Origin of the sequence: Pseudoalteromonas sp. S2721 (assembly GCF_005887425.1) — a bacterium.
GTDB classification, from domain to species: Bacteria; Pseudomonadota; Gammaproteobacteria; order Enterobacterales; family Alteromonadaceae; genus Pseudoalteromonas; species Pseudoalteromonas simplex.
Map to the genome: position 1 here is coordinate 1 of NZ_PNCZ01000049.1, position 18,026 is coordinate 18,026.

11 protein-coding genes are annotated in these 18,026 nt (G+C 39.1%); 10 read left to right on the forward strand and 1 reads right to left on the reverse strand.

Features of this window, described 5'->3' with window-relative positions; all coding sequences use genetic code 11:
• Positions 1–197 precede the first annotated feature (197 nt).
• Positions 198–1,043 carry a LysR family transcriptional regulator gene (locus tag CWC02_RS16885; protein WP_054551321.1) on the reverse strand — a complete coding sequence of 282 codons (846 nt, stop codon included), beginning with the start codon at positions 1,041–1,043 and terminating at the stop codon, positions 198–200.
• Positions 1,044–1,167: 124 nt separating this feature from the next.
• Here CWC02_RS16885 and CWC02_RS16890 point away from each other — a divergent pair, with 124 nt between their 5' ends.
• The 10 genes from CWC02_RS16890 (at position 1,168) to CWC02_RS16935 (ending at position 17,873) form a co-directional block, all read left to right on the forward strand.
• The gene (locus CWC02_RS16890; RefSeq protein ID WP_138619500.1) at positions 1,168–1,767 is read left to right on the forward strand and encodes a hypothetical protein; all 600 of its coding nucleotides are present in this window, start codon (positions 1,168–1,170) and stop codon (positions 1,765–1,767) included.
• 180 nt (positions 1,768–1,947) lie between these two features.
• Positions 1,948–3,030 (forward strand): glycine cleavage system aminomethyltransferase GcvT, encoded by a 1,083-nt coding sequence (gene gcvT / locus CWC02_RS16895; RefSeq protein ID WP_054560755.1) that lies wholly within the window; start codon positions 1,948–1,950, stop codon positions 3,028–3,030.
• A 51-nt stretch (positions 3,031–3,081) separates the two neighbouring features.
• Positions 3,082–3,471 carry a glycine cleavage system protein GcvH gene (gene gcvH / locus CWC02_RS16900; RefSeq protein ID WP_054551324.1) on the forward strand — a complete coding sequence of 130 codons (390 nt, stop codon included), beginning with the start codon at positions 3,082–3,084 and terminating at the stop codon, positions 3,469–3,471.
• Between the two features lie 199 nt (positions 3,472–3,670).
• Positions 3,671–6,562 (forward strand): aminomethyl-transferring glycine dehydrogenase, encoded by a 2,892-nt coding sequence (gene gcvP / locus CWC02_RS16905; protein WP_054551325.1) that lies wholly within the window; start codon positions 3,671–3,673, stop codon positions 6,560–6,562.
• 744 nt (positions 6,563–7,306) lie between these two features.
• The gene (locus tag CWC02_RS16910; RefSeq protein ID WP_138619502.1) at positions 7,307–10,648 is read left to right on the forward strand and encodes a hypothetical protein; all 3,342 of its coding nucleotides are present in this window, start codon (positions 7,307–7,309) and stop codon (positions 10,646–10,648) included.
• Entirely contained in the window at positions 10,641–11,108 is a 468-nt protein-coding gene (locus tag CWC02_RS16915) for a response regulator transcription factor (protein ID WP_138619504.1), read from the forward strand. The genes CWC02_RS16910 and CWC02_RS16915 overlap by 8 nt, the downstream gene beginning before the upstream one ends.
• Entirely contained in the window at positions 11,089–12,261 is a 1,173-nt protein-coding gene (locus CWC02_RS16920) for a response regulator (protein WP_171043859.1), read from the forward strand. Before CWC02_RS16915 ends, CWC02_RS16920 begins: the two co-directional genes overlap by 20 nt.
• 468 nt (positions 12,262–12,729) lie before the next feature.
• Positions 12,730–13,734, forward strand: a complete 1,005-nt coding sequence (locus CWC02_RS16925) for a leucine-rich repeat domain-containing protein (protein WP_138619508.1) — start codon at positions 12,730–12,732, stop codon at positions 13,732–13,734.
• A 494-nt stretch (positions 13,735–14,228) separates the two neighbouring features.
• Positions 14,229–16,097, forward strand: a complete 1,869-nt coding sequence (locus CWC02_RS16930; protein ID WP_138619510.1) for a hypothetical protein — start codon at positions 14,229–14,231, stop codon at positions 16,095–16,097.
• An 18-nt stretch (positions 16,098–16,115) separates the two neighbouring features.
• A complete protein-coding gene (locus tag CWC02_RS16935; protein ID WP_138619512.1) occupies positions 16,116–17,873 on the forward strand; it encodes a HEAT repeat domain-containing protein in 1,758 nt (585 codons plus the stop codon).
• Positions 17,874–18,026: the final 153 nt, after the last annotated feature.

Here is an 18,026-nt window from a genome sequence, read left to right on the forward strand (position 1 = left end):
CGTTTTAACGCCGAAAAAAGTAAAGGGGAAGGTATTCCAACCCCAAAAAAATATTCTGTTAGCACCTAGCACCTAGCACCTAGCACCTAGCACCTAGCACCTAGCTAAATTCCTACGCGATATAAAATCGCGGCTACAATCTTGCTAACTCGCAACTCGCAACTCGCAACTCGCAACTCGCAACTCGCAACTCAAACCTACGTCAAACGCAAGGCGATAAATTCGGCGAGTTTATCTACGGCGGTGCCGGGGTCGTCGGTGCGTTTAATTAAGCTAATACCGATTTGACCAAGCTCGGGGAGGTCTTTGGTTTGTATTTGGTAGTTAAGCTCATTCGGTACGGTGCTTTTTGCGAGTACCGTAATGCCTAAGCCTTCTTTTAACGCCGCAGTTAGGCCAGTTAAGTCGGCATTACTGTAGGCAATGCGGTATTTAATACCCGCACTTTGTAGCGCCTCGATTGCGCGGCGGCGATAAATACATCCCTCGGGGGCGGTTACAAGCGTTACCACATCGTTCTGTGCAAGGTTTAAATCGCCCACCCATACTAGTTGGTCTTGCATAAAAATAGGGAACTTGGCAGATTCTAGCTCTTCGTTTAATGCCAGTACTAAATCGAATTGATCTTGGCGCGAGACCGACAATAAATGCTTACTCAAACGAGAACGCACTTCGAGCGATACGTCAGGGTAGAGGGCCACAAAGTCACCTATGATCGAAGGTAGAATACGTGCAGCAAATTCACTGGGGATCCCCAAACGCACTTTACCTGTCACGTTTTCGCTGGTGAACTGCTGTAAAATGGCATCGTTTTGTTGCAGCATTTGCTTAGCTAATGGCATGAGCAGTTCGCCATATTGATTAAGTACTTGGCGCTGGCCTTGCTTTTTAAACAGCTTATGGCCCAGCATGTCTTCAAGGCGCTTTATTTGTAAGCTCACAGCCGGTTGCGATAGCCCTAATAATTCACCCGCTTTGGCAAACCCGCCAACTTCAACAACAGTGACTAAAGTACGTAAACTATCGGTAGAAATGTTTTTCATTAAAAAATTCTATTTATAGGGCTATGTATATAAGCATTATTTATCAATTGATAAATAATTACAATTTGTTGTTGCCAGCACGGCGCAATATACTTCAAGCATTAACGATTGATAGGTGTCACATATGACTTTTACGCCAATAATGTTTGCTCGCCACAGCCAAGCTGAGACCCCAGCAGACAACATGCTACAAGCTAATAGCGATACTGCCATTATGGATTTTAGTGGCACTGAAGCAATCCCATTTTTAACGGCTATTTTAGGTCTTGATATTAATAAGCTAACCGCCAGCGGTTTAGGCTTACGAAGTTCATTAGACGATGACCTAACAAGCAGCTACGCTTATGCCCTTTACTACTTTAACGAAACTGCATTTCGTTTTGTGCTAGGTAAAGATGCCAGCGTGCAATTACAGTCGCTTATTAATGAGCAACAACTACGTTACGACATTGATTATGTAATGCGTGACGATTTAAGCGCACTAACCCTAAGTGGTGAGCAAGCGTTTGATGCTTTGGTTGACAGCTTTAAGCTAACGCCGGGGCTGCGTTTATCAGACATGCGCAGTTGTTATGGTGCACAAAGCGGTGAGGTATTTATTACCGCCATAGATAACCAAGCAACACAGCAATTTCAGCTGGTGGCGCGCCAAGCAGAGCTTGATAAATGGCAAACGCACTTACAGCAGCTCGGCTTTGATTTAGCCTTAGCCAACGTTGCTTAAAACATAAAATTTTTAAAACAGCTACGCACTTGGGTGTTTAGCTGTTTTTTAGTTACAAAATCGCAATTTGGGTGTGACAACTGTGCAACTAATGTATAATCGCCGCCCATGTTATTCCCCCTCATTAAATTGAGGCCACGCCCCACAACTTGTGGGTTAATTTAAAAGTGAAGGAATATTATGACTTCTAAAACAGTTTTACATGCTAAGCACCTTGAAGCTGGCGCAAAAATGGTTGATTTCCACGGCTGGGAAATGCCAATCAACTACGGCTCACAAATCGAAGAGCATAATGCGGTTCGCACAGATGCAGGTATGTTTGACGTATCTCACATGACTATTGTCGATATTCAAGGCGAGCAAGCACAAGCGTTCTTACGTAAGCTAGTTGCAAACGACGTTGCTAAGTTAACTGTACCGGGTAAAGCACTTTACACAGGTATGCTTAACGAAGAAGGCGGCGTAATCGACGACCTAATCATCTACTTCTTCTCAGAAACGAACTACCGTTTAGTAGTTAACTCAGCAACACGTGAAAAAGATTTAGCGCATTTAGCTAAAGTTTCGGCTGATTTCGCCGTAACGGTTACTGAGCGTCCTGAGTTTGCAATGATTGCCGTTCAAGGCCCTAACGCGCGTGCTAAAACAGCAACAGTACTTAATGCAGAGCAACAAGCTGCTGTTGAAGGTATGAAGCCTTTCTTTGGTGTGCAAGCAGGTGATTTATTTATTGCGACAACAGGCTATACTGGCGAAGATGGTTATGAAATCGTAGTGCCTAACGATCAAGCTGCTGATTTATGGCAACAACTTCTAGACGCAGGCGTAGCGCCAGCAGGTCTAGGTGCACGTGATACGTTACGTCTTGAAGCGGGTATGAACCTTTACGGCCTAGATATGGACGAAAGTGTTTCTCCACTTGCTGCAAACATGGCGTGGACAATCGCATGGGAGCCAGAAGATCGTAAGTTTATCGGTCGTGAAGTATTAGAACAGCAACGCGCTGACAAGAGCACAGACAAACTAGTTGGTTTAGTGCTTGAAGAAAAAGGCGTATTGCGTAGCGGTTTAAAAGTCATCGTTGAAGGTGGTGAAGGGGTGATTACCTCTGGTACATTCTCACCAACCCTTGGTCACAGTGTTGCGCTAGCACGCGTTCCGCGTTCAACTGGCGAAACAGCCCAAGTAGAGATGCGTAAAAAACTGGTTAACGTTAAGGTTGTTAAACCTTGCTTTGTACGTAACGGCAAATCAGTTATCTAAACTATAAAAAATTTGGTGTTATCACCCAATATAAACCAAAGGAACAAAAAGATGAGCAATATCCCAAGCGAATTAAAATATGCTACTTCACACGAGTGGGTTCGCGACGAAGGTGACGGTACGTTTACTGTAGGTATCACTGAGCACGCACAAGAACTTCTTGGCGACATGGTATTCGTTGAATTACCAGAAGTTGGTGATGAAGTTGACGCGGGTGAAGACTGCGCAGTAGCTGAGTCTGTAAAAGCAGCATCAGACATCTACGCACCAATCGGCGGTGAAATCGTTGCAATCAACGAAGAGCTTGAAGATTCGCCTGAAACAGTAAATAACGACCCGTACACTGACGGTTGGTTATTCCGTATCAAAGCATCTGACACATCAGAGCTTGATAACCTGTTAGACGCTGAAGGCTACGCTAACACAATCGACGAAGACTAATTAATTAGTCACGCCGACTAAAAGCCCCGTCTAGATCCCCAGCTAATTAAATGCGTAGCTTGGGTTTCACAGGGGCTTTTATGATTTTATAGCTTACTTTTCCATACGTTGTAAGTTACTGAATCAACCTGTTTTTAAGTTATTGCCAGTTACCCATTGGCAGTAACCACTTTTTTTTGGATCATAGGAATCTGGACAAATGTCAAACGCCAAATCTCTTGAACAATTAGAGCAAAAGCAAGATTTTATTCGCCGTCACATTGGGCCAAGCCCAGCGCAAGTAAGCGACATGCTAAGCGCTCTTGGAGTATCGAGTGTTGAAGAGCTGATCGGTCAAACGGTACCTGCAAGCATTCGCTTAGAGCAAGGTTTATCAATTGGCGAAAGCCGCACTGAAGTTGAAACACTAAGCTACTTAAAATCAGTAGCAAGCAAAAATAAAGTGTTCAAATCATACATCGGTCAAGGCTACCACCCAACTCACGTACCACACGTAATTTTACGTAACGTACTTGAGAACCCAGGCTGGTACACTGCGTATACACCATACCAACCAGAGATTGCACAAGGTCGTTTAGAATCATTATTAAACTTCCAGACTATGACTCTAGACCTAACTGGTCTTGATTTAGCAAGCGCGTCATTACTTGACGAGTCAACGGCTGCTGCAGAAGCAATGGGCCTTGCAAAGCGTGTTGCTAAAGCTAAAAAAGCAAACATCTTCTTTATTGCTGATGACGTACATACACAAACAATCGACGTTGTTGCTACACGTGCAGACCAGTTTGGTTTTGAAGTAGTTGTTGGTCCTGCAAGCGAAGCGGCTAATCATGAGATTTTTGGTGCATTATTCCAATACCCATCAACAACCGGTGAAATCACTGACGTAACTGACCTAATCGCACAAGTACAAGACAAAAAAGCGATTGCCTGTGTTGCTGCAGACATCATGAGCTTATTAATGCTTAAAGCACCAGGTAAACTAGGTGCAGACGTAGTACTTGGTTCAGCACAGCGTTTTGGTGTACCTATGGGTTACGGTGGTCCACACGCTGCATTCTTCGCAACACGCGACAAGTATAAGCGTTCACTACCAGGTCGTATTATTGGTGTTTCTAAAGACCGTTTAGGTAACGACGCACTACGTATGGCTATGCAAACACGTGAACAACACATTCGTCGTGAAAAAGCCAACTCAAACATCTGTACAGCGCAAGTATTACTAGCGAACATGGCAGCGTTCTACGCGGTTTACCACGGTCCACAAGGCCTTAAAACTATCGCTGAGCGTATCCACCGTTTTGCAGATATCTTAGCGGCAGGCTTAAAAGCGAAAGGCGTAAACCTTAAGCACGACACATGGTTCGATACACTGACGGTTGTTGCAGATAACAAAGACGAAATCGTTGCACGTGCAGTAGAGCACGGCGTTAACTTTGCGTCTAACCGCGCAGGTGAATACTCAATTTCTGTATCAGAAACAACAACTCGTGCAGACGTAGCTGAGTTATTCGACATCATCCTAGGTGAAGATCACGGCCTAAGCGTTGATGCGCTAGCAAACGAAATCGAAGTAAACGGCAGCAACTCTATTCCTGCAAGCCTAGTACGCGATGACGAAATTTTAACGCACCCTAACTTCAACTCGTACCACAGCGAGACTGAAATGTTGCGTTATATCAAGCGCCTAGAGAACAAAGACTTAGCGCTTAACCACTCAATGATCTCATTAGGTTCATGTACGATGAAACTTAATGCGACAGCTGAGATGATCCCAATCACTTGGCCTGAGTTTGCAAACTTACACCCATTCTGCCCACTTGATCAGGCAGCGGGTTACCAAATCATGATGACTGAGTTACATGATTGGTTAGTAAACATCACAGGTTACGATGCAGTTTCACTACAACCTAACTCAGGTGCACAAGGTGAATACGCAGGCTTAATCGCGATTCGTAAATACCACGAGTCACGCGGTGAAGGTCACCGTAACGTATGTTTGATCCCAAGTTCAGCGCACGGTACAAACCCAGCGTCTGCACAAATGGCAAGCATGAAAATCGTGGTTGTTGACTGTGATAAAAACGGTAACGTTGATATGGCAGACCTTAAAGCGAAAGCCGAAGAGGTATCTGAAAACCTATCTTGTATCATGATCACTTACCCATCTACACACGGTGTTTACGAAGAAACAATTCGTGAAATCTGTGACATCGTGCACCAGCACGGCGGTCAAGTGTACATGGACGGCGCAAATATGAACGCGCAAGTAGGTGTTACAAGCCCAGGTTCAATCGGTTCTGACGTATCGCACCTTAACCTACACAAAACATTCTGTATTCCACACGGTGGTGGTGGTCCAGGTGTTGGCCCTATCGGTGTTAAATCTCACCTAGCGCCATTTATGCCTAACCACAGCGTAATTAATGTTGCTGGCACAAACATCGGTAACGGTGCGGTTTCTGCTGCTCCTTACGGCTCAGCAGCTATTTTACCAATCTCGTGGGCATACATTGCCATGATGGGCTCTGAAGGCTTAAAACAAGCAACAGAAATGGCTATCGTGAACGCTAACTACTTATCTGAGAAGCTAAGCGAGCACTACCCAATTTTATACCGTGGCCGTAACAACCGCGTTGCGCACGAGTGTATTGTTGACCTACGCCCAATCAAAGAGCAAACAGGCGTAACAGAAATGGACGTAGCTAAACGTCTACAAGACTATGGTTTCCATTCACCAACTATGTCATTCCCAGTAGCTGGCACACTAATGATTGAGCCAACTGAGTCTGAGTCTAAAGTTGAGATCGACCGTTTCATCGAAGCAATGGTGTCAATCAAGTCAGAAATCGACCGTATCGCATCTGGCGAATGGTCAATTGAAAACAACCCGCTAGTGTTTGCACCGCACACACAAGCAGACGTACTAGGCAATGAGTGGGATCGTGCATACGACCGTTTCTATGCAGCATTCCCAGTACCAAGCGTAGCAAAAGACAAATTCTGGCCTACAGTAACCCGTATCGATGACGTATACGGTGACCGCAACCTAGTTTGTTCATGCCCAGCGGTTGAGACATACCGTGACTAAGGTTTGATTAAATTCAAATGCCAAAAAGCCGTTGCAGCAATGTAACGGCTTTTTTGTTGGTGAAAAGCTATCAGCTTGTAGGTTGGGTAGAGCGGAGCGAAACCCAACAAGTTGGCGAGTCGCGAGGAGAAAGGGGAAAGTTACAGAGAAACGAGTTGTAGGAGGCGTTTTAACGCCGAAAAAAGAGTTATTAGATATCAGTCGTTAGAAGTTAGGTTAAAAATATCCAAGTTAGCGAGTTGCTAGGGGAAAGAGTAATGGAGCTGTAAGCTATAAGTTTTGAGTTAGACGTGCCCACACATTGCTATGGCTAACCCCGATGCCGTAGGCGTGAAATTTATTTCGCCGCATTAGCGCTTGTTGTAGATCAGGCTTTAGCCAGATTGCTGGCGGGCAGCTGCCGTCGACCTCCCCTTGGAACCCCAAGGCGCCCCGAGCATCACGCATAACCCTTCAATTCAATAATTGATGTGAACGTCAACACCATGAAAGCACATCCATATGCAAGCATGGCTTATCGCGCATCCATGCGCGATATTACTCATTAATTACTTATTCTCAGGGCGTGATGACTGGGGGTAAACGTGAAATTTGTGTTTGGTCTTGATAAGGTTAAAGAGCGCAGAGCGTTGCTTCTGCACAACTTATTAAAAAATTAAAGTAATTGAGGAAATTGTAAATGTAGTTCTTTTTATATTTTATGGTAACCTTTAAGTTATTTTTGTAATTAAATAAGGTGCAATTTTGGCGAAGGGAAGACGAAGTAAAGCAAACATAAATAAACAAAAAAAAATAAAAAAGCCGAAGCCATACGAAATTGTCACGTCCGTACTTAAACCTCCATTTAATAAAACGGTATTGGAGCAGTTAATCGCATTCTTTAATCAATATCATTGGGACGATTTTGAAACCATTTTTCAGACTTTGTTAAAGCAGCCAGAAGTAAGGGCTAACTTAAATCAATACAGTAATTTAGATGGTTTTTTTAATGTTGAAGCCGATATCAATATACCTATACAACGCATTCTAGCTATATACAAAGTTCAATTAGTGAACGGAACTAAAGAAATAACTCGTTTTGAAAAGCTACGGCAAGATGTTGAATGTTTAATTATTAATAGTAAGTATGAATGCGCAAAAAAAGAACTATTAGCATACAAAGATGAATGCGGTGAATCAATCTGGTTTATTTCTGCATACTTTAATGTGTTAGCTTTAAATAAAGAATATGAGAAAATTAACGAATGTGTCAATGAATACTATGAAGCCAACTCCGAAACTTTATTTGAGCTAATTCTAAATAGATTATACCAAAAGATAAAAGGTGCTGATGTTCTAACAATCGTTGAAGATACAACTGTAAATATGAATCGTGAATTTATGTCTGGTGGTGCGACTGGTTTTGCTGCTTTCTGCTCATTAATTTTTCTTCCTTTTCCCCTATATGAAGATTTTGAAACAACGGAGTCATTGGAGTTACTACAATACTTTCCTTTAGTAGATTTGTACTATTACTTTACACTGCTAGCATCACATATAGGCACTAGAGATTCAAAGTATGAGAAGGCATATGGCGAAGAGTTCATGTTGGAATTTGAAAGAGTCCTATGTGCACTAAAAAATAACATCCAAAGTGAACGCCTTGATTCAATTCATAAGTTATTTTTAGTGAGCTCTAATGGTAGCATCTACAATTACTTTGATCATAATAATGACCGGTGTTATCTGGATTATTGTATGGGGAAATATCGTGATGTGATCGATAGGTTCAATGATAAAAAATTATATGATACTCACGATTTTATAAAGCTTAATTTATATGCTAGGAGTTACATATATTTAAATGAGCACCCATCTAATAAATTACCAAACTTTATAAGAGGTATTTTAGTTAAATTAATTGATATTTATTTGCTCAATAATGTAGAAAAGGCATCATCAGAGCTTTTGTCAATAGTTGTCAAACACAACGATATGGAATTTTCTAAGTATGTTCTTATTGCTTTGAGGAATGCAAACAATAAAATTATATCAGAAGGGCAGCACAAAAAATTAATGTCGCATGTTGTTTATGGTGCAACACCTATGTCCTTTAGTTTTATACCAACCATACTGTTTAATAATTGTGATTTTAATTTGATTAATGAGGTCACTAAATTAAAATTTAAAATAGTTGACTCAATAAATAAGCCTAATTTAGCTAACAAAGAAAAAGTTTTAGAAGAGCTCTCGGAATACGAGTCAAGATCGGCTATACGAAAAGATTTTATAGAATTAAAATCTCAATACCTATTATCTATAGGTGATTTTACTTCTCTATTATCATTTTCTGCTAGTGAATTAATCAGTAGTTCTGACTGTATAGTGTCTATTCCTTTAGAAGAAATAGCTTCTTACATTGACAAGGAGGCTTACTATTCGACTGATTCTGTAGTGTTTTCTTATTTTTATAATAAAATTAAGGATAAAAAAATTGATTATTTACTCAATGAGTGTTTTGAAGAATTCATAATAAGCAAAGGCTTTGATAGACCAAGCGAATATTTGTATGGTCTCAAACAAATTTCGGATTCTGAAGCTTTTATATTTAGGAATATTGCTAATTTGAATGTAATTGATTATCTGGGCTGCTTTGAAAATTCAGGAGACCTATCATCTGAAAGGCTTAAAATATTAGAGTTTTTAAAAAACCTTAATGCTATCGATGTTAAAGATTACAATGAAGAGTATATTCAAATTTTAGACAACTATATTATTGAATGTGGAGTAACACAATTATCTCATTCAAAAGTTGTAGTAAATAAAGCCCAGTTTGTTTCATCAAATCTTTCAACAGCAAAAAGTTACATGAAGTTATATTCTTTAGCAAATAATAACGAAGAAAATCATGTTTTTGAGGATAAACAATCTAATAAGGAAAGGGTGGCGTATGCTAAGGGGGCTAAAAATGAATTGGCAATTGCGCTTTTTGAAGAGCTTACTAGGGGCTTTCTTTCCAATGATGAATATGGTTTAGATAAAACATTAAGTTCAGAAATAAGACATAGTTTTTTCTCAAATCAAATTTGCTCTTCTATCCAAGCAAGTAACTTAATGGCTGAATTAAATGTTGAAGGAATTTATCAGTCTAACTCGTATTGGAGTAATATATATAATTACGTAAATCAATCAATAATGAGTGATATTGAGAGTATAATAAGTGAATTCACCCAGAAGGTTAACGGCTTAATTGAGAGGGCTGAGTCCTGGATGCGTGTTGGTTCTTCTGCTAGTACAACGGAGAAGGTCTTTGTATTTACCACACTTAGTATGCAAGACTTTCAAAGTGTTAAGGACGAATTAGAAAAAGCGACTTCAGCAAATTCAATTTTAGAACTTTCATACGATATATTGATTACACATTTAACTCAAAAGCTTGAAGAAATGAAAAAAATGTTAAATGAGGTTTTTCTGGGTGAAATTGATGAACTATTTAAGGAGCTATCTTCAAATATTACAGAAGCCAAACAAGGAACATCATTGACTGACCTATTCGTAGCAATTAGAAAAGCAAACGAGGCCGTGAAGGATGATATTAAAATTGTATGTGAATGGTTTTCGTTAAAAACATCTACAATAGAAGAAAGTTTGCCAATTGATAATGTAATTAAAATTGCCGAAAAGTGCTTTAATGGGTGCTTTTCAGCCGATAATCCTATCGATGTATCGATAAAAGATAACTTGCTCATCGAAGCAAGTCACGTAAATCCGTTAGTGTTTACAATTATTAATTCCCTTCACAATGCAACTAAGTACGGTGTGAAAAAATGTAAAATCTATATTGATTTTGCAGCTTGTCAGGGGGGATTCAAACTAACAATAAAAAACATTGTAACCAAACAGCGCCTTGGTGAATTAGTAAATGGAGGTATTGCGAAGCTCACCGATAAATTGCTTACTATGAATTCTTCCGAATTATTAAAGGTTGAGGGTAACTCTGGTCTCTATAAATCAGCACATAAATTAAAGGCGGTTTCTGCAAAGTATAATGTAGTACCATTTTCAGAAGGGAATAAATTTTGTTTAAGGATTGAAAATTATGATTGAAATTTTAATTATTGAAGATAACCCTTATAAGAGAGATAAGATAGTTAATTTACTAAAGAGCGAATTGTCAGTAAATATAACTTTAGCTAGTTCATTTACAAGTGGTTGGCAAAAGTTAATTAAGAATATTTATCATTTTGTTTGTTTAGATATGAGTTTACCTACATTTGATCAAGATGAAATTAATGGCGGCGGTGATTTCAGAGCTTTCGGTGGTAAAGAGTTAGCTCGGAAAATTAAAAGACGGAAAATTTCAAGTAAATATGTAGTTATTACACAATATAAAAACTTTAGTGATGAAAATAGCTCATCAACGTTTGATTTATTAAAAAAAGAAATGAAATCAGAATATGCGGATAATTGTTTAGACGTGATTTTCTATAGTAATAAGCAAAATGAGTGGATGTCGCAATTACTCAACTTAATAAAGGATCATTCAATTGAAAATACTAGTAGTTGATGACGATGAATTACGCTTGAAATCTATTAAAAAATTATTAAATGATGAGCTTAAGATTGCTTTAGAAAGTGTGGTAGTTTGTACCAATGCTCAAAAAGCAAAAACATTGATGAGAAGTGAGTACTTTAACATTCTTATTTTAGATGTAATGCTACCAAAAAGAGATGAAGCTCCATCAGCAGAAGTAGGTCTTAACTTATTAGATGAAATTACTCGCAGGAGTAATATTAATACTCCAGGAAGAATATTTGGAATAACTGCAAATAAAGATGATATTGAGCTCTACAGAGATAGATTTGAAAAGTACTTTTTTACTGTTGTGGAAGCGGGTAAGAACAATAAACTTTGGAAGAGGAAAGTCGTAGACTCGATAAATTATGCACTTTCTAGTGATATCTCTAAAACTAACTCTGAGAAACCAGTACTTTGCTTGTCTATACATGGGATTGAAACTAGGGGGGAGTGGCAAAGTAATCTGAAAAAAGCTGTAAGGACGCATACAAACTCTGTTGATTTTGAAACATATAGATACGGATTTTATTCGTTCATTGCTTTTTTTTTACCATTTATAAGATATTTTGCAGTATTAGTTTTCGAAAGGAAGCTTTCGGTTTTAATGAATAAGCCAGAAAATAAAAATAAGGAACTTATAATTTTTGCACACAGTTTCGGTACATATATTGCTGTATACGGGATTCAGAAGTATTTAAAAAGAAATAAAAAAATACCTTTAAAAAGGTTAGTCTTAGCTGGAAGTGTGCTAAAGAGTAATTATGACTTCTCAAAAATATTAGAAGTTACAGGGTGTTCAATTATAAATGATACTGGAGATCGCGACATTCCACTTTTAATATCTAATTTATTGGTGCCTTTTACTGGAATGGCTGGGAGGACAGGATTCTTTGGTTTCAATAATAACAAGTTTGTAAATAGGTATTTTCATGGGGGACATAGTCACTACTTTGAAAATGATGATTTTATTCAACAATATTGGCTTCCATTATTGAGTGATTCTACTGTTGAATCGGTAGATAAAAGAATAGATTGTAAGTTTAATCAATTTATTGAAGCTTCAGTTAGGCACCTTGGACACTTTAAAGAGTTCCTGTATATCATACTTATCGCATACTTTATATTTAATATGGTAAATTAATCAGCACCAAAAGAAAATCAAAAGGGTCAGAGTCGTTGATTTTAGATTCTGATTCTATTTATTTGTGATTAGTTATACTGTTTTAACGATAAACTAATGGACTCGTATAGTTATGGCACGTCTTCCTCGATTTAATGTAACTCAACATATTGTTCAGTGCGGTAACAATCGACGTGAGGCTATGGGTCACATGAGGCTATGGGGTCAGGTCTTTCTTTTTGCCTAATCCCTTTACCACCCCATAACCAACACTATGCCGTTAGCACCTAGCACCTAGCACCTAGCACCTAGCACTGTAGGCGTGAAATTTATTTCGCGCGAACCCATTAAAAAACAACTTCGAAAGTATTTGTGTATTTATATAGGTACAAATGTCAAATAACCTGTATTATGCATTCTTTGTTGTTGGGTGGTGAAATCTCTTAACTTAACCACCTGATTATGTTGTTGAAATTTTAAGGTGAAATAATGCTAAAAAGGAACTTTGTGCGCATTAACATGGCTTTGGCCTGTTTGCTTGTGTTAAATCTTGGGGTTGCTGGTGTTTCGGCTAATGACGATACACCAATTGAGAGCGTGGTTGCTGATGCTAACTTCTTAGCTTGTTTACAAGAAAGTGGCTATAAAACTGTGGGGGAGGTGACAAAAATACATTGCAGAGATCGCGGTATTACCTCAGCCAAAGGGGTTGAGCATTTTAGTAACTTAACAAAACTCGTCCTCAGTAATGAAGGGGATAGCTTCATCGTTGGTGAAATTGGTGGCATTACAAGTAGGCCTGCCGATAAGAAAGTGCCAAACCAGCTGACCGAAATCGACATAAGTCACAATAGCCAGCTTTTCCTTGTTGATTTAAGCCAAAACAGCCTTACGAGTATTGATGTAAGTAACAACGAAGAGTTAGAGACTTTAATGCTGAGTGGTAATAAGCTTTCAAAGCTTGATGTAAGCACTAACAGTAAACTTACATGGCTTGATCTTAATGATAATAAGCTGACAGGTGAATTGACGCTTGTTAATTCTGAACTATATCAACTTAACCTGTCGGGCAATAAGCTCACAAAAGTAAATATACCGAGTGGTATTCGTAACCTTGAGCTTGCAAATAATCAGTTAAAAAACCTAGATTTAAGCAAGTTCAAGATGCTCAGCGAACTAAACCTAGATGCCAACCAGCTTAGCTCTTTAGACATAAGCCATAATAAAAAGTTAACTGCACTTTACGCCGGTAATAACCAGTTAAGCACTATCGATTTAACAGCAAACCCCATGCTTCAAGTGCTCTTTTTGTCAAATAACAAATTAAAAAACATTGATTTACGTGAACATGCAAATTTAGTAGATATCAGCCTTTTTAATAATCCACTAAAAAAAGTAGATGTAAGCAAAAGTTATAATTTAGAGCTGTTAGAACTCGACAGCCGTGTTGAGTGCATAGGCATAGGTTGTGCAACAAGGTTTGAAGGGTATTAATAACAGCGTATAGGGTAGAGCACAGCGAAACTCGATAAGTTAGCGAGGGGAAAGGAGCTATCAGCTTTCAGCCGTCACCTATCAGATTAAAACAAAAGAGCTTTAAGCCATAAGGTTTAGGTTAGATTGTGCCTGTACCTTGCTATGGCTAATCCCGATACCGTAGGTGTGAAATATATTTCGCGCGAAATAAATTTCACGCCTACGGATGAGCATTCTAATTTAAGTATGCGTAGGCACAATCTAATCTGACTTCTAACGACTGATATCTATTATCTCCTTCCTCGTCCCTCGCACCTATTAAATTTTTTTATCCCTCCATAATTCATCCATTATTGTGATTTACCCTTTGAAATATGAACCTTTTGTACCCCAATTTGAGTGGGTTAAAGCTTAACCATTTCGAAAAGAAGTCGGTCGGACTTTGAGTAGAAGTAAGCATTTTATTAATTAATAGTTTGTCGAAATTACAATCAATAATTAGGAATCGTAATATGAATCAGTGTAAAAGGATTAGTGCTGTGTTGGCTTTATCCCTACTTTCACTAGTTGGGTGTTCTGATGATGACTCTACCGAACAAGAAGCTGTTGCTAATGTCGCTTTGAAATCTATGACCTCAGTCTCCGATGACGTTTATCAACCAGGACAACAGATCACAGTTGATTTCAGTACCGAAACAACCTTATTAACGAATGAACATGTTGGTGTTTCATTTATTTTAATTGAAAGAAGTAAAGTCGCTGAGCTCGAAACTGAAGATGAGCCTGATGGCTACGATTTGGGTGAGTTTTATATCGAGCAGTTACAAGAAGGCGAGCAAAATCATACAGCAACATTAATTTTACCAAATGAAGATCTCGTATCGGGTGAATTTATTATTGCCGCTTTTGTTGACACAAGTGGTGTGATCTCAAACGAAGTTGATGTTACAGATAATAAATCCCGTGGCATTGAATCTGGTGACGAAAGCACCTATAGCTCAGTAACCATTGGCGATGGTCATTACCATGATTTTGTTTTAGATAAACTTAAAGTGGGTGACGGCTTTGCTATTTTTCCTGGCCCGGGTAAAAGAGATACCACAGGTACTGGTGAACCAACGCAAAAAGTACCTGATTTAATAGGCTTTATTAATGCCACCAAATTTGGTAATTCAGTCAACGAGGCTGATATCAGTGCAACAATAACCATCGGCGAAACGACTTATCATGCTCACTTATGGAATGAGCAAGCACAAGCTTATATGGAGACGATGCGTATTAAGTTTCCTGATCATGAGCAATCTCATTACTTTCCTTGGGATGTTGCAGTAAATGGCGTGTTGCTAAAAGCGATACACGATGATTTTGATCACGATGGTGGTGAAAACAGTTTTAGCATGACATTTACCTTCCACGACAACTCTGATGAAATTGAAGCTCATAGCGAAAATAATAGTATTACCGTTGAAGTACCTTATGCACTTTATCATGATGAAGTGAGTACTGCAGAATCGGTAGAGCTAAATAGTAATCAAGCAACAATAGCGTCAGCATCAGCGATGCAGACTACAGCTTCATCAGCAACAACGTTAGCCAAAGTTGGCAGTTGGAGTGCTACCTATGGTGACAGCGATGCTGTGGCAATCAGCCCTTCTTTTTATAGCTATATGAATGTTTCTTCTAGTAATGGTGGTTCAGCCGAGGGGCTAGTTGAAGCAGACCTAGATCTTTACCTCTTTGATAAATCAGCGAGTTTGGTTAGTGCCAGTGCTGAAGCGAGTGCAAATGTAAGTGATGGTGAGATTACTTATGCAGCAAACTTTAGTGTGCTGGGTGACACATTAATTGACGAGGGCGACACGTTAACGGCCTTAGACAAGTCTTTAGGATATAGCTGGAGCGAAGAGCAAAAAGTGGTTGAAACGACGTTCACCATTGTAATTGTTCCGGTGACCGTTGAGGCTGGTGTCAGTGGCAGCTTGGATTTAGGGGTTGGTTTAGCTTACAGCAATAGCCGAATTGACTTAGGGGGAGATATTGTTACTGCCAGCATGGATGCGTATGCCACTGCAGAAATAAACTTAGGTATTGCAAGTGGCGGTGTTGGTATAGACTTTTTGATTATTGCAGATACATTTAATGCCACACTTTATGCAGATTTAGCTAAAGCTATCACTGATTCTAAAATCACCTTAGGGATTGATGTAACGAATGATATTGAGGCTATTTCCGGCGAATTTTATGTTTATGTGAAATACCCTAAATACAAGTGGTGTTGCACGGTTAAGACAAAAACCAAAACTCAAACTATCTACGATACTAGTACCTTGTACGATAAAAGCTGGACAATTTTAGACGAATCAGCAACCTTAAACTATTAGTATGAAGGCTAAGGTATAATGCGTTTAATTAAACTGAGTTTATTTTTTGGCACTTTATTAGGCTATGCTTCGGCCGCTTATGCAGTGCCTCATTGTACTGTTTGGGGTGAACTTCAATCAAAAGCTGATACGAATATTGTTTCGATGAATAGCCCCTCAAAAAGCCAGTTTGACTTGCAAGGGCGGTTAATTTATCGGCCTTTGTTAGTTGCAGAAAAATTTCACTGGTTGGGTTTTGAGCTATACCAAGCTCAAGCAAAGTTGAATAAAACAGTGAGTACCAGCAATGAGTATGCTGTGCCTTTTGCTGTGAAAGTTAGCAATAACTCAGGTGAAGTTTTAGATTATCGGTTTAACGCTAAATTAAAAGCGGCTGATCAACAAAAGCTGATTGCTTTATACCGTGCCTTTCACCGTGCAAAACCCCCTGAAAATTTACAGGGTGATAAGTACTGGATTAAAGAGCGAGATGATATCGGTCAGTACAAATCACTCTACACAGTGTTAGCTGATAATAAACTAAAGCGAAATAAACTCAGTTATTTAGAATCAACCGACACTAGGCAAAGCACTAATGCTGCGAAAAAGCTAATGCAGTTGGAAGTGGCGAACATTATTAGTGATGAGTTTATCTTTGAAAACGATAAGTGCTGGTTAACAAAAACCCTCGGAAATAGTCATATTCAAGTCAGTAGTAGTGATGGAAATATGAATATTGAAGTACTGCAAACGTTAAGTTTAAATCGTTCAAATCAATCGATACCCGATGATGCAAGGTTACTACAATTACCCGAAGACCCTAATCAATGGAAAAATTTAAGCACAGATTGGGTTTACCCTAAAGCGCCGCCTCAACCATTAAAAAATACTGAAGCGTTTATCACTGCTTTAAAAAGTATGGATTGGCTAGAGGGAGACCGAAAAACGCTTTTGCAATTTCTTTATGATAACGATCAGTATTTGATGAGCTTAAAAGAGCTTATATCAACTAAATCAATTGCAGATCCTTTGGAAAGTAAATTGTTTATGTACCTAGGTAAGCATGACTCAGTTAATTCAAAACAATTACTGACAGAGGTATTTGTTGAGCCTGGTTTATTTTCACCAAATCAGCGCTTTAGAAGTTTAATGGCACTAAAATACAGTGAAAAGCCGTTAACTGACTTACAGGTTGAGGCGATTTTTGAGTATTCAATGTCATATGGTCTTGATGAAGAAAATTCTAAGCTGGCTCACAGTGCTTTAATGGTAATGGGGGCGATTGCAAAAAATCAGCAGGGCAGTGAGTTTTCAACTCAGTTAACACAAAAGTTAGCTGATTCATTAAGTTCAAGTGCAACGGAGCAAAAAGCATCAGCCCTAATCACCGCACTGGGTAATAGTGGAGACTATGATCATCAACAGCTTATTGGTGATTATTTAGCTGGCGACAGTCCAAGATTACGCCTAAATGCGGCAGAGGCTCTGGCAAAAATGCCAAGTAAAACCAGTTTGAATTACTTGAGTAATCAACTAAATCAAGAAACTGATAGTAAAGCGCAAGGGGCGATATTAAAGGCAATGGGTAATAATGAGTTAGACGCAGAACAAGTCGATAGTATTTATGCCTTTGCTGACGCTAGTCACCCAAGAGATATTCGCAGCGCCGCTATATCGGCGTTAAGTCAACAAGCGAAGTCAAAACCAGAGGTTAAAAGCCGTTTAAAAGCGCTGGTTAAGACGGAAACTAATCAAAAGAACCTGCGTCAATTAATGAAAGCGCTGTATGGTTCGTAGAGCTATCAGTTGGTAGGTTGGTTAGAGCGGAGCGAAACCCAACTAATTAGCGAGATACAAGGGGAAAAGGGTAAAGGAGCTATCAGCTTTCAGCCGTCAGCTATCAGATTGAAAAGTTAGCGAGATGCGAGTTGTAGGAGGCGTTTTAACTCC

What these genes read in the sequence shown, in the direction of transcription:
- CWC02_RS16885 (WP_054551321.1), bottom strand. Translation starts at nt 1,043, where the DNA reads ATGAAAAACATTTCTACCGATAGTTTACGTACTTTAGTCACTGTTGTT.
- CWC02_RS16890 (WP_138619500.1), top strand. Translation starts at nt 1,168, where the DNA reads ATGACTTTTACGCCAATAATGTTTGCTCGCCACAGCCAAGCTGAGACC.
- gcvT (WP_054560755.1), top strand. Translation starts at nt 1,948, where the DNA reads ATGACTTCTAAAACAGTTTTACATGCTAAGCACCTTGAAGCTGGCGCA.
- gcvH (WP_054551324.1), top strand. Translation starts at nt 3,082, where the DNA reads ATGAGCAATATCCCAAGCGAATTAAAATATGCTACTTCACACGAGTGG.
- gcvP (WP_054551325.1), top strand. Translation starts at nt 3,671, where the DNA reads ATGTCAAACGCCAAATCTCTTGAACAATTAGAGCAAAAGCAAGATTTT.
- CWC02_RS16915 (WP_138619504.1), top strand. Translation starts at nt 10,641, where the DNA reads ATGATTGAAATTTTAATTATTGAAGATAACCCTTATAAGAGAGATAAG.
- CWC02_RS16925 (WP_138619508.1), top strand. Translation starts at nt 12,730, where the DNA reads ATGCTAAAAAGGAACTTTGTGCGCATTAACATGGCTTTGGCCTGTTTG.
- CWC02_RS16930 (WP_138619510.1), top strand. Translation starts at nt 14,229, where the DNA reads ATGAATCAGTGTAAAAGGATTAGTGCTGTGTTGGCTTTATCCCTACTT.
- CWC02_RS16935 (WP_138619512.1), top strand. Translation starts at nt 16,116, where the DNA reads ATGCGTTTAATTAAACTGAGTTTATTTTTTGGCACTTTATTAGGCTAT.